Source organism: Fictibacillus nanhaiensis (genome assembly GCF_049537595.1).
Classification (GTDB): Bacteria; Bacillota; Bacilli; order Bacillales; family Fictibacillaceae; genus Fictibacillus; species Fictibacillus nanhaiensis_F.
Genome location: NZ_JBMULM010000002.1, coordinates 41,230 through 54,516 on the forward strand (window position 1 = coordinate 41,230; position 13,287 = coordinate 54,516).

Below are 13,287 nucleotides of genomic sequence, written 5' to 3' on the forward strand. Positions count from 1 at the left end.
GTAACAAAGGTGGCTGGGTCGATGGATGAGCGGAGAGTTGCGATTGTAACAGGTGGAGCTTCGGGGATCGGTTACGCACTTTGTGAGGAGCTCGTCTCACAAAACGTGTTTGTCATTATCACGGATATCAATCATGAATTAGGTATACAGGTTGAAGAGAAACTAAACAATGGATCTAAAAATACAAGATTTCAATTTTTAGACGTAACCGATGCAGCAAGTGTAGAGAATACTATTAAAGAAGTGTATACGGAGTTTGGAAGACTAGATTATCTGTTTAATAATGCTGGCATCGCGATGTACGGTGAATTATATGATATGACTCTCGATGACTGGAATACAATTATGAATGTTAATCTTTGGGGAGTTATCCACGGAACTCATGCAGGTTATCAATATATGAAACAACAAGGATTTGGTCATATCGTAAACACAGCTTCAGCTGCAGGCTTAGGTCCATCTCCCGTTTCTGCAGCCTATGGAACCACGAAACATGCAGTAGTTGGGTTAACAACTTCCCTTCATTATGAGGCAGAAGAATTCGGCATTAAAGTCAGCACACTATGTCCAACGTTTGTTGACACACCTATTTTTGAGAAAGCAAAAGCTATTCATATAGATAAAGATATGATTATGAAGCAATTTCACAAACAAAAGATGATGTCTCCAGAAAAACTAGCAAAAATGACAATAGACGGCATACATAAGAATAAGCCTATCATATGCCCTATGCCGATGCGTAGAACGCTGGACGTTTTTTTTACACTATTTCCTGTAGCACATAGAGGATTGATGAGGCTTGTTTGCAGAGTAAGCCGAAAAGCGAGGCTAACTTAAAAAATGAAGTGAACTGCTAGTGTTCTGGAGCAGTTCATTTTTTTTAACTCGTGAATTCTTCGCTATAATACAAGTAATCTAAACTTTTGGAGGAGTAATCGTGAAAACCATTTTGATCGTGGAGGATGAACCAAAGCTGTTGGATGTTGTCTCTTCTTACTTAAAGAAGGAAGGGTTTAACACTTTAGAAGCTCTTACTGCTAACGATGCTATTCATTTTATAAAAAATAACTCTGTAGACTTTGTCATTCTTGACCTTATGTTGCCAGATATGAGTGGAGAAGCACTCTGTCAGAGAATTAGACAGACCCATACATTACCCATTTTAATGTTGACTGCAAAGGTAAGTGAGGAAGATCGCATCAACGGATTATCGCTCGGCGCTGATGATTATATGGTGAAACCTTTTAGTCCGCGCGAACTTGTTTTACGGGTTAAAACGATATTGCGTCGAACAGGAGATGAGGGCTTATTGGCTGAGCAGATTACTTATAACAAAGGAGAGCTTAAAGTCGATGCTCACAAACAAGAAGTGTACATACATGGCGATCTTGTCAACCTTACACCAAATGAATATAAACTATTGCTGACATTTGGCAGACATCCCAATCGTGTTTTTTCAAGAGAAGAGTTAGTGGAGAAGATTTTAGGATTCGATTATGAAGGTGACACCAGAACCATCGATCAACACGTCAAAAATTTAAGGTCTAAACTTGAGACTGATCCTAAGAACCCACGCTATATCGTTACAGTGTTTGGGGTAGGATATAAGTTTACTGGAGGCAGTCATGTTTAAAGGTCTGCATGCAAGACTGACACTCGTTTTTATATTGGCTGCGTCATCCATTCTCATTATTGCCGGCCTCATCATTATGTACGAAGTCCATTTCCATTTTACGATGTTTCAAAAAGATGTACCGGAATTTAATAGTATAGAGCCTTTAACGCATCACTTTGAAAAGGCGCTGTTAAGTTCAGTTCTTTGGACGTCGATTGGTGCTATTCTGTTAGTTTGTATCATTAGTTATTTTGTCGCGAAGAACTTATCAAGACCTATGGTAGAGATGAGAAAAGCGGCAGAAAAGATGGCTAAGGGAGAGCTTCAAGTCAGAGTGAAGTCACTTGGAGATGACGAGCTCAATGACCTGGGTAACTCGCTAAATCAGCTTGCCGCTAAACTGCAATTGCAGGAAACTTTCCGTAAAAATATGACTTCCGATATTGCTCATGAGCTCAGAACCCCTTTAGCGACTATTAAAAGTCATTTAGAGGCATTTGAAGATGGGGTTTTCGAGCCAACTACAGTTCGTATACAGTCATTAACAAGTGAAATCGATCGACTGATTTCAATCGTGCAAGATCTTGAATATTTAACAGCCATGGAAGCACCTGAGTTCTCACTAAATAAGAAACCACAACAACTCAACCATATCCTCATAAAAAGTGTGGATGCCGTATCAGGAGCATTTGTACAAAAGGGAATATTACTAAAAAGTGAATTGGTTAGTGATATTGAAATAAATATGGATGCCAAACGAATGTCTCAAGTGTTTATGAATCTGTTCAGCAATGCGTTAAGGTATACACCTAGAGGGGGAGAAGTTACGGTTGCCACTCATATTGATAACGAATCAGTTTTGATATCAATAAAAGATACGGGAATCGGAATTCCAGAAAAGGAGAGCAAACAAGTATTTGAACGCTTCTATCGTGGAGAAAAATCTAGGAACCGAGAATATGGAGGTAGCGGAATCGGTTTAACGATTGTAAAAAGAATTGTTGAAGCTCACGAAGGACAGATTTGGATAAATGGGGAGTACAAGCAAGGTACTGACGTGAACATAAAATTTTTCAGATAAGGAAGCCGGCGTGATTTGGGACGCCGGCTTTTTTTCGATATTTATGTGTGCTTTTGTCGAAAAGCCTATAAACTTATTTGAAGGACTATAAATGGAGATTAAGGGTCCATAAAAAATTTCTAAGGCCCATATATCCCAATTTAGGGCCCATAAAAATTATTTGTCCTTTGATAGCTCGCTTTCTGTCACCCATTTGTGATTCTTAACTCGTTCCCCACCTGTTGTAGGCGTATAGTCCACCATGTAGACGGTCGTTTGTTCAGCAGAATCAATGGTAGCTTTTGCACCTTTCATACCTTTCATGTGATCTGCCACTAGCGTAACTTCTGTTCCTGGAGTTAGAGGTTTATCACCGGCATCTTTAATCTCTTCGTGTATGACCCACTTATGATCCTTAACTTTTTTTCCGCCTGTTGTAGGTGTGTAAGAAACAGTATATACGGTCGTATCATATGCCCCAACGATTGTAGCTTCTGCACCGTCCATGCCTTTCATATGATCCGCATTCATAACCGCTTTACTTCCAACATCATATGTTGGATTTGCTTTCTCCTTAAGTCCTTTAGGAACTTCACCTGAACTTGAATGGTTCATTTCTCCGTGATCTGCATGATCTTGACTGTCTTCATTCTTTTTTGTTGCCTCATCTTTTCCACATGCTGAAAGAACGAGTGAGAATGAAAGCAACATCGTAATAAATAATTTATTTTTTACCATTAATAAAACCTCCTATATGGGTTAGTGTTAGTATTCTTCTTCATGAGAACTTTATGAACATATGACTAGCATAAAGGACACTTATGTAGAAGTTGTGAAGAGAATGACTATTAAAATAGAAAAGAAACTGCTGAGCTCACTAAGAACTCAAGCAGTTTCTTTTTCAGAAATTTAAACAAACGTTTAATTAATTTTATAAGAATGAAATCAATAAACCGCCAATTGCACCAGTTACAACGATTACCCATGGAGGCAGTTTCCAATAAACCAACATGCTGAACAGTACTGCTGCAAATGCAAAGTCTATCGGTTTAATAATCGTAGTCGTCCAAATAGGCTGATAGAAGGCAGATATTAAAATTCCAACAACTGCAGCATTAACACCCATTAAAGCTCCTTTGATCTTAGCGTTCTGTCTAAGCAAGTTCCAAAAGGGAAGGGCGCCTAAGATTAACAGAAAAGCAGGTAAGAAGATTGCGACTGTAGCAAGTAATCCACCTTGCCAACCATTCATCACTGCCCCAATATAAGCTGCAAACGTGAATAGAGGTCCAGGTACGGCTTGTGCTGCTCCATAACCAGCCAGGAATGCTTCTTCACTGATCCAACCGGATGGTACGAATTCTCGCTCAAGTAACGGAAGAACCACATGACCGCCTCCGAATACAAGTGATCCAGAACGATAGAAGCTGTCAAAGATCGCGATCCAGCTGTTAGAAGTTAGATCTCTTAAGAGCGGCAACAGAAGAAGTAACGCAAAGAATAAACTCAAACAGATTACAGCAAATTTTTTTGAAATAGGAAATTCATATTTTGTTTCATCGTTATCTGTTTGGTCTCTGTATAATAAAAATCCTAATAAGCCTGCTAATAGGATGACACCCACCTGAGAGAAAGCAGTCTGCCACAATAGTGTTCCAATTAGTGCTAACAGTGCGATGGTTTTTCTTTTTAAATCTGGTGTTAACTTTTCAGCCATCCCTAGAATGGCATGTGCCACAACAGCAACGGCTACGAGCTTTAATCCGTGAATCCAGCTTAGGTTAGAAACATTTAATCCTTGTAGGATAAGTGCGAAAACGATAAGCGCAATAACGGAAGGGAGAGTAAAGCCGATAAAGGATACGATTCCTCCTAATACGCCTCCTCGCATTACACCAATTCCTATCCCAACTTGACTACTCGCGGGACCAGGGAGAAACTGACAAAGAGCTACTAGGTCAGCGTAGCCTTTTTCATCCATCCATTTGCGTTTTCTAACATATTCTTCATGAAAATAACCTAGGTGTGCAATGGGACCACCAAAAGAAGTGAGACCTAGCCTAGTTGAAACCATAAGAATTTCTAATAGTGTTTTAAGTAAACTTTTGTTTTCTGTCATGTATGTTCACCTCTTACTCTTTGATTTCTTTAAACAGTTCATAAGCTTTTGCTCTCGCTTCTGATAAGACGAGTTTTCCTTTCTCAGTTGCGGTGTAGTACTTTCTAATTTTTCCTTCAACGTTCTTGTTTTCCTTTGTCAAAAGTCCGTCTGCTTCCATGGAGTGAAGAATGGGATATAGTGTACCTGTGCTAATGTTATAGCCGTGTTCTCTGAGTTCTTCTAGCATCCATACGCCGTATATGGGATGTTCAAGCGCATGATGCAGAATGTGTATTTGTATGAAACCAAGAAAAAGTTTTCGTAAAGTTTTCTCTTCCATATAATCACCGCCTATATTTACATCTCAATATCAATTACCTATATCGGTTTTCGAAATAAAGGTAACATGAGTTTCTTTTCTTTTCAACCTAATCACTTAAAGGTTTACATACTCTTAATATTTACCTTATTCTTTTTCGAGGAGTCTACTACCGCACGCCCCGCGAAAAGCGAGCATCCTGAGACGGAAGACAACTACTTCTAAGAACAACAATAAATGCGAAAAAATACTTCTTGAAAATCTCTCAGCACTTGTCTCTTTTATTATTTTCACAGTTTAGCCATTTACTGGTTTTTTAGTGATAAAATCATAGAAGGTATGATAATAAAACTATTTTTCTTGATATGGAGTGAAGCAGATGAAGTCAACATTAACGGTTGCCCATTATCTAAAAGAAAATGCAGAGCTTCTAGCTAATAAAATCGTTGATGATATTATTGGGCAGTTTGGTTTCCAAGTAAGCGATACTGACATTAGTCAGGCCAGAAAAGTTTATTCCGAATTCCTATCCTTTTTAAGTGAATCTATCGATTGTGAAGAAGGTTCTGTCCCTGAAGAACTGTTGGAGTGGAGTCGAGAAAATGGAGAGAAAACAGCAGCAAAGCATCATCGGATCTCTGATATATTAATCCGTTATCCTGATACTCGAATGGTGTTTGCGGATTTTATTTTAAATATAAGCATTGAGTTCGGACTTTCTACGGAAGATGTCGTATTAATTATTAAGCGTGTTCATCATATGCTGGACGTAAGCATTAATGAAACGGTTCTTGCCTTTGAACGAAAGTCAGAGGAGATTTTAGAGAAAACAAAGAGAGAGCTTCGTGAGCTTTCAACACCTGTCGTTCCTATCGAAAATGGACTGGCTGTTTTGCCATTGATTGGCACCATCGACTCTGATCGAGCAGAGCACCTTATGAATCATGTGCTGCCTAAAATTCCTGAACTTCAAGTTGAACAGTTAATCATGGATTTTTCAGGAATCGTCGACATTGATACTGAAGTGGCGTCTCATATTTTTAATGTATACCGTGTTTTGGCATTACTTGGTATTAACGTAATGGTGACTGGTTTGCGTCCTGAGCTAGCGATTAATGCGGTTTCTGAAGGAATCGATTTTTCTTCAATAAAAACATTTGCGAATGTAAAACAAGCGATAGAAAGTAACAAACAAAAAAACTAGCATGCGTGCTAGTTTTTTTGTTAGTCTTTATACTTCTGACTTCCTGCATGAACGATTTGAACTTTCACTTTGACTGAATCCAAAGAGTCGTTCTGCAAAGCATACTTTTTAACTAAAGACGGTGACTTTCGATAAGTTGAACGGGTTAAATTATAAATGTCACTGTCTATGGAAAGTCCATTTAAATAAGTCTGCTTAATATCCTTCTTCATTTTACGGGCGATTTTCTTTTCAAGTTCTTTACGAGGAACAATATCTAAATTTTCATCGATTGTTGCTTTTGCTTTGACGTCAATTGTATACTTAAGCTCATTTTGAACGGGCTTATTCAGCTTTATTTTATATCCTTTTACGTCAAGTTCAACAACAGTGTCCCCTAATGAAATCTCAAGCTTGTTCTCTTTTTTTTCTTTCGTTAACCATTCTAATCCATGAAGTTCTGCATCATTCAGCTTTCCTTTAAAGTTCATACTATTAAGTACATAACCTCCATTTATAGTGGGTAACTTGGGTTTATCATTATCTTCCTGCCACTTTCCTTTTACTAATTTTATGTTAGGAATTATGGCTGATCCAAATGGTTCGCTGCCATCTCTTAATAGCATCTGCATAGATAATGGGTTAACAGAGTGGTTTCTTTGCAACATACTATCTGGATGAAACAAAACTTTGTATGTTGGTGCTTGCTTAAAAAGAGATTTTGCCATTAATACTTCGTTTATTTCCTCTGACGTACCAAAAATCCATGCTGTAAATCGAATTAGAGGATCGTGACCGATGTGAGAAATCACTTCACTCAGTTTTTCTTTAATCACCCTCTCGCTAAAAAGTATTACTTGTACGTGTCCGTAATATAGTGGATACTGGGAAGATTTCTCTAACTTCCTGAAAGCCATTGTAAGGGTATCTCCTTCTTCTCTTCCGACTAAAACAGGAGAGTCAGCTGCCTGAGCGCCACCGCCCTCTTGTTTAGCGATTGATGAGAAGACAGCGGATTCGGTATAAACGATATACTTACCATCTTTATAATCCACACCTAAGGCTTCAATATAGAGCTGCTCATTAATCCCTCTTGATCCCCAGCAACCTGTTAGCATAAGAAGCAAGAAAAACAACGTGAACATGATCTTTGTCTTATTTCTCATTGCGATCACCTTGACGAGTAGCGTCTTTTGGATACAGGTACGAAGATCTTTTCTTGATAAGAGTAAAAGGAGCTTTGAAAAATGTTTTAAACGTATCAGCCACATTTGGTGTAGCTAAAGATTCTATATATGGATAGTCAAAGGAACGAAGGGAACTGACTAATAAGAATATACTAAGCATAGATATGAAAAATCCAAACAATCCAAACGTTGCACACATGATTAGAGTGTATATACGTAAGAAAAGCAGATTCCCACTCAATGATTGGTTAACGAACGTATAACTGGCAATCATCGTTATAGCTACAACAACAAGTGTGGTAGGAGAGGTTAAACCTGCCCGTATTGCCGCATCCCCAACGATTAGTCCGCCTAATACCGCTACGGTCTGACCAACAGCTCTAGGAAGTCTAGCTCCTGCTTCTTTAAACAATTCAAACAAAACGACCATGATCATCATTTCAAGCGGCAACGATAACGGTAATCCTGTTCGTGAGAGTGTTAACGTTGCGAGCAGAGGATAAGGAAGCTGATCTGGGTGAAAGGTTGTCAATGCTATCCAGAGTCCGGGTAATGTAACGGTTGTAAAAAGTCCAGTAAATCGAAGGACTCGTTCAAACGATACCATATAAAAACTGGCATGAGCATCTTCTGGAGATTTCAACGTAATCGCAAGAGAAGCGGGACCAATGAGAACTGTAGGTGAACCGTCTACAATAATGACAAATCTTCCTTGAAGTAATGATTGAACCGCAAAATCGGGACGACCTGTATTATCAAGTAGGGGGAAAATGGAAAAAACAGAATCAGATAATTCTTCTTCAAGTTCACTGCTTGATACAAGGGCATCTATATCAATCTTAGAAAGACGCTGCTCGACGCGTACGACGAGATCAGGGTCGATTATGTCTTCAATAAATAGTAAGGAAATAGCCGTTTGACTCCTTCTACCAATCGTAAAGGACTTGCTGTTAAGTGAAGATGTTTTTAGACGTTTTCGGATTAATGCAAAATTTATTTCTAAATCTTCAATAAAACCGTCGCGCGCACCACGGATTGAAATCTCCGTATTCGATTCTTCTGGTGTTCGTTTTGGCGTATTTGCAAGATTGATGGCATATAGAGAATGTTTTGAACCGGTTAACAATACTTGTCCTGAAAACAAGCTATGCTCAATCTTTCTTTTGTTTTCAGAATCAATAAGGATTTCATGAACCACAAACCGACTTTTTAAAGAGTTAAACAGAGCAACATCATCCTGCTCAGCGATGTCATTTAAGAAGGGAAGCAAACTTTCTTCTAATAACTGGGTATCAACTAACCCTTTACAAAACATTAAGGTATGTGCATTATTTATTTTTTCTGCAAATAAATCGTTTTTTACCACAACGTCTGTGGAATGACTGAACCAGCTAAGAAGTTCATGAATTTTAGTATTTTCTTTACGGTGGATAAACTTCATCTCAGATTCCTCATTTCTTAACTAGAACATAAAGACAGAAAATCGTTATAATTGGCATCATCACATACATCTGTATCGGAAAGAAGTAATGATACAAAAAGTTAAAAATAGAGATGTTTGATATAGGAGCAAGGGCATAAGCAATCGCAAGTATATATAGGCAAGCAACTAGCCATATCCTGTGTTTTTTTACATCAATCAATTTTGTAACTAAGTACATCAATAGACTCACTCTAATAAAAGCACCAGAAATCCATTGGAAGATGGAAAGGAAGTCCATCCTGGTAATCTCTTTGCTAATCGTTAGCAGTTTCCATTGCTCAAAAGCAGGGTATCTCAATTTATTGGCTGCGTAAGGGCCAAACTCTGCAATGGCTGCCATTGTTGGTCCTAACATAAGACCCACTAAAACAAAACTTACAAAAATGATGTGTTTCCACTTAAGCGTTTTATGAGTGTGATGTACAAGAAATAAAAGCGTGCTTAACTCTGTCAACCCTGATAAAACATAAACTCCGCCTTTTAACACAGGAGACCAGCCATTCTCTGCAATCGGCAATAACATGGAATAGTCTTTATGAGGAATGTTTCCAATCGCAATAAAGAAACCGAATGTTACAACTAAAGGTAAGGCAATCAAAGCTACCATGCTTAACTCCTGAAGTCCTTTATAAGTCCCAAAAAAACAGAGCACGCCTAATAAAATACATAGGACAAGAGCTGGGGTATCCATTAAATAATTTGTTTTTGTCCATGTAATGGTATCTCGGAAAGTGATCGTAGCATTTAAGAAAAAGTATAAGATAAATACACCGCTGAGCAGATAGACAGGGACAGGACCGAGTCGTTTTTTTATAAAATGTATAAAGTTTTGATTTCCTAATTTTTTTAAGACCGAACCAATTAGCAAAATAAAAAGGATATAAGGAACAATTGAAAGAAGAATACTTACCCAAGCATCTCTTCCTGAAGCTGATAAGATGACGGGTATAATCAGAACATGATTTACGAGGCCGGATGAAAGAATTAAAAGAACATATATATGAATTGGAGCTACACCAGGTTGAATTCTCATACGTTCCTCCGGTTAATTGAATATGAATTAGTATTGTTTTAACTTGAAGGCATTATTCCATAGGTAAATATAATTCTTAAGCTAATCACATTTTTTTCCCATGAGTGCTGGATGGAATTCCGCGAGTTTGCTTCAGGCAAACGAAAAAACTCAAACAAAAGATCAACCTTTTGTTTGAGCCATTACTTCGTTTTATCTAAGATGTAGCGTATGTAACCTTCACGATGTCCGTTTTGATCAATTATTTTTCGTACATAATAGGGATCTTTCAATAAGCCGTTCTGTTTATCTAGTTCAATCCACTTCTTGGTCTCAGGGATATCGTTTAATTCTTGGAACCATTCTTCGCTTTCTAATTCTGCCCATAATTCATGAATATCAGGGTCTTTCACCCTTAAAATATGCTTTTGAAAGATTTCTATAAAAAAACCTGCAGTGAGTAAACAAAGTAATAAGAATAGCAGCATATCATTTTAACCTCCAGTCTTATTACCATACACCAAAACGAGCGTATAAAAAAACAGCACGTTTTTTAACGTGCTGCCTTAAGAAGCATCAAACAAAAGACTGCGTCCTATTTTTTGCTGCTATGTTTTTTAATGATCTCTTTTAATTCCGACCAATTCGTTAAACGGGGCATGTCCAAATCTTTGTTGTAATTTTGATGTCTGACATAAAGCTGGACAGGCTCTTCCGTTAACGTATTTAAGACATTAGGCTTATCATCAAAGTAAAAGTCCAGCTTCAGATCTTTAATCGTATGAATTTTCTCTTCATCTTTCATTCCACAGAAGAAACGGCCTTCTTGCACTGGGAATCCAGCATTCTCGACCCATTTCTTTGTTTCTTCACAATGCTCTGCAGGTCTTGCTGTGATGTAGAAAATCTCATGACCCTCTTTATGAAGTTCTTGCAATACTTCAATGGCATCAGGATAAGCAGGGCAATCTGTGAAATAAATCTCTTCCATAGAATCAATCCACATCTGATTCCCTTCCTTTTTAGAGAGACCGAACGGTTCGTGAATCTCCAAAGTTTCAATCGTGTCAAAAACATCAATTGGAACTTCTTGTTTCAACTTTCTATTGTAGATATGAAAAGCATGTTGGCGAAGATTAATCAACGTATCATCAATGTCAAAACCAAATCTCATGTATATATACCTCTTATTCGTATTTAGGATAACTTGTAAACTTATAATCAGGGCCGATTTGAGTAACTGTAAGATTTTGCAGCTGTATGGCATCAGACATCTTTTCGATTCCAGTCCCACCAAAAAAGGAAGGTGAATGCTGTCCACCGATCAGTTTAGGTGCGATGTAAAAAACGGCTTTATCAACAAGCTTGTTTTCTAGGAATGAAGCGTTGATCGTACCACCACCTTCGATCAAAAGGGAAGAGATCAGATTATTTCCTAGTGTTTTTAAAACTTCAAGCGGGTCAACGCGAGATTCACCTGCAATGAACACTTTTACACCGTGTGCTTCGAGTTGTAGTTTTTTTTGCTTGTTGTGATTTTCGGTTGTGAATACCCAGGTTTCAGCTAGCTGGTCTGTTACCACTTTAGCTTGTAGAGGGATCTTAAGCGTCGAATCCATGATCACTCGAAGCGGATTACGACCGTTGGGGATTCGGGTCGTTAATTCTGGATCATCATGAATAACCGTATTCACGCCAACAAGTATAGCTCGATTCTCATTGCGTAACTTATGCACATCTTCACGGGCTTCTGGCGATGTGATCCATTTGCTATTGTTCGTATGACTCGCAATTTTGCCATCAAGTGTAATTCCTGATTTCAAAGTTACGAAAGGGATCTTCTGAACGATAAACTTGTTGAAAACTTCATTCATACGCTCTGATTCCTCTTGAAGTATTCCAGTTTCCACTTCAATTCCTGCATCTTTTAAGATTTGTACGCCTTTTCCGGATACGAGCGGGTTTGGATCTAATGCTGCGATGACCACTTTCTTAATTCCAGCTTCTACGATCGCTACAGCACAAGGTCCCGTTCGTCCGTGGTGAGAGCAGGGTTCAAGTGTAACATAAATCGTACCGCCTTTCGCTTTCTCTCCAGCCATACGAATGGCATGAACTTCAGCGTGAGGTTCACCAGCTTTAAGGTGAGTACCAACTCCAACGATCTCGTTGTGATTTACGATCACAGACCCCACCAAAGGGTTGGGATCTGTTTGACCTTTCATCGCTTGTGCATTATTTAAGGCGAGCTGCATGTAGAATTCGTGACTACTCATTCGTGAATACTCCCTCATCTAAGTGGCCAGATCGATTGATCTTGGTTTGCAGATACTTCTCATTGTACTCCGAAACGTCACCCCAGATCGGTGCTCTTGCTGTAACAGAAAGACCAGCCTGATGAAGTGCTTCTAATTTTTTCGGATTGTTTGTGATGAGTGTAACGGGTTTTGAACGTAATGCTTTTAATACTTCAATAGCGTCTTCGTAATTTCTAGAATCATCTACAAATCCAAGACTTTCGTTCGCCTCTACGGTATCTTGTCCACTTTCCTGAAGGAGGTAAGCCATTGCTTTACTAAATAGACCAATACCACGGCCTTCATGGTTTGCTAAATAAAAGAGCGCACCAGTCCCATGTTCTACGATCATCTTCATCGACTGCTTTAGTTGGTATCCGCAGTCACAACGTTTGCTGCCAAAGATATCACCTGTGTGACAGATGGAATGCATACGAATTAGTGCTTCATCATTGTATGCAAAGTCACCATAAACCAAAACGCTGGACTGTTGATATTCAGCCAGGTTAGCAGAAGATAGCTTGTCGATTACTTCCTCAAAATTCTCGGTCTGCTCACAGCCTTCTAACCAGCAATACCAGTTGAAAACAACCGTATCCCCATATAAATTAACAGGGAGTTTGATTGGACCGACTAAATAAATCGCACCTTCATCTTTTTTTATAAGTTGAATTTTATCTTCAAGGATGGAAAGAACTTTTTCTTTTAAGTTTTTACTTTGTAACATACTTATACCCCTCTTTAGATCAAACGTATTTTGTAGGCTTATATATGAATAGCTTTATTTTATACCAGATAAATCGTTTGAAAGTAGTGTTTTGCTCTCAATGGAAAAAAAAAGCATGGAACCATATTACTGTGGGATCCATCCAATTGCATTTTTCTATAAATTTAAATACGGATATATCTGTTCTTATCTTATGTAGATGTACAAAAAAAGATTGGATATCAGACTAAGTGTGCTAAAAAGATACGAATACTAGGGATTAGAGAGGGGGGGGCTTGTGTATTGTTCTAAAAATCTGCAATA

14 protein-coding genes are annotated in these 13,287 nt (G+C 38.4%); 4 read left to right on the forward strand and 10 right to left on the reverse strand.

What is annotated here, in order from left to right:
- Positions 1 to 21 precede the first annotated feature (21 nt).
- The 3 genes from ACOZ9X_RS11525 to ACOZ9X_RS11535 all read left to right on the forward strand — a co-directional run bounded on the left by ACOZ9X_RS11525 (position 22) and on the right by ACOZ9X_RS11535 (position 2,696).
- Positions 22 to 837: an SDR family NAD(P)-dependent oxidoreductase gene (locus ACOZ9X_RS11525; protein ID WP_423418304.1), complete on the forward strand. Its 816-nt coding sequence runs from the start codon at positions 22 to 24 to the stop codon at positions 835 to 837.
- 100 nt (positions 838 to 937) lie between these two features.
- Complete coding sequence (locus ACOZ9X_RS11530; RefSeq protein ID WP_423418305.1) at positions 938 to 1,633, forward strand: response regulator transcription factor; 696 nt, start codon at positions 938 to 940, stop codon at positions 1,631 to 1,633.
- Entirely contained in the window at positions 1,626 to 2,696 is a 1,071-nt protein-coding gene (locus tag ACOZ9X_RS11535; RefSeq protein ID WP_423418306.1) for a HAMP domain-containing sensor histidine kinase, read from the forward strand. The genes ACOZ9X_RS11530 and ACOZ9X_RS11535 overlap by 8 nt, the downstream gene beginning before the upstream one ends.
- Before the next feature lie 156 nt (positions 2,697 to 2,852).
- Here the strand turns inward: ACOZ9X_RS11535 and ACOZ9X_RS11540 are convergent, their stop codons facing one another.
- From ACOZ9X_RS11540 to ACOZ9X_RS11550, 3 genes are all read right to left on the reverse strand, one after another.
- Positions 2,853 to 3,413, reverse strand: coding sequence for a YdhK family protein (locus ACOZ9X_RS11540; RefSeq protein WP_423418307.1), 561 nt, complete (start codon positions 3,411 to 3,413; stop codon positions 2,853 to 2,855).
- A 193-nt stretch (positions 3,414 to 3,606) separates the two neighbouring features.
- On the reverse strand, positions 3,607 to 4,794 hold the full coding sequence (locus tag ACOZ9X_RS11545; protein ID WP_423418308.1) for a chromate transporter: 1,188 nt from the start codon (positions 4,792 to 4,794) through the stop codon (positions 3,607 to 3,609).
- A gap of 13 nt (positions 4,795 to 4,807) precedes the next feature.
- On the reverse strand, positions 4,808 to 5,116 hold the full coding sequence (locus ACOZ9X_RS11550) for a PadR family transcriptional regulator (protein ID WP_423418309.1): 309 nt from the start codon (positions 5,114 to 5,116) through the stop codon (positions 4,808 to 4,810).
- A gap of 358 nt (positions 5,117 to 5,474) precedes the next feature.
- Between ACOZ9X_RS11550 and ACOZ9X_RS11555 the strand changes: the two genes are divergently transcribed.
- Positions 5,475 to 6,299: an STAS domain-containing protein gene (locus ACOZ9X_RS11555; RefSeq protein WP_423418310.1), complete on the forward strand. Its 825-nt coding sequence runs from the start codon at positions 5,475 to 5,477 to the stop codon at positions 6,297 to 6,299.
- Positions 6,300 to 6,319: 20 nt separating this feature from the next.
- Here the strand turns inward: ACOZ9X_RS11555 and ACOZ9X_RS11560 are convergent, their stop codons facing one another.
- From ACOZ9X_RS11560 to ACOZ9X_RS11590, 7 genes are all read right to left on the reverse strand, one after another.
- Positions 6,320 to 7,444 (reverse strand): Ger(x)C family spore germination protein, encoded by a 1,125-nt coding sequence (locus ACOZ9X_RS11560; protein ID WP_423418311.1) that lies wholly within the window; start codon positions 7,442 to 7,444, stop codon positions 6,320 to 6,322.
- Positions 7,434 to 8,906 carry a spore germination protein gene (locus ACOZ9X_RS11565; protein WP_423418312.1) on the reverse strand — a complete coding sequence of 491 codons (1,473 nt, stop codon included), beginning with the start codon at positions 8,904 to 8,906 and terminating at the stop codon, positions 7,434 to 7,436. Before ACOZ9X_RS11565 ends, ACOZ9X_RS11560 begins: the two co-directional genes overlap by 11 nt.
- 10 nt (positions 8,907 to 8,916) lie before the next feature.
- On the reverse strand, positions 8,917 to 9,981 hold the full coding sequence (locus ACOZ9X_RS11570) for a GerAB/ArcD/ProY family transporter (protein ID WP_423418313.1): 1,065 nt from the start codon (positions 9,979 to 9,981) through the stop codon (positions 8,917 to 8,919).
- Between the two features lie 182 nt (positions 9,982 to 10,163).
- Entirely contained in the window at positions 10,164 to 10,448 is a 285-nt protein-coding gene (locus ACOZ9X_RS11575) for a hypothetical protein (RefSeq protein WP_423418314.1), read from the reverse strand.
- A gap of 107 nt (positions 10,449 to 10,555) precedes the next feature.
- On the reverse strand, positions 10,556 to 11,134 hold the full coding sequence (locus ACOZ9X_RS11580; RefSeq protein WP_423418315.1) for a 5' nucleotidase, NT5C type: 579 nt from the start codon (positions 11,132 to 11,134) through the stop codon (positions 10,556 to 10,558).
- 13 nt (positions 11,135 to 11,147) lie between these two features.
- Entirely contained in the window at positions 11,148 to 12,236 is a 1,089-nt protein-coding gene (gene ribD, locus ACOZ9X_RS11585; RefSeq protein ID WP_423418316.1) for a bifunctional diaminohydroxyphosphoribosylaminopyrimidine deaminase/5-amino-6-(5-phosphoribosylamino)uracil reductase RibD, read from the reverse strand.
- Entirely contained in the window at positions 12,229 to 12,984 is a 756-nt protein-coding gene (locus ACOZ9X_RS11590) for a GTP cyclohydrolase II (protein WP_423418317.1), read from the reverse strand. Before ACOZ9X_RS11590 ends, ribD begins: the two co-directional genes overlap by 8 nt.
- Positions 12,985 to 13,287: the final 303 nt, after the last annotated feature.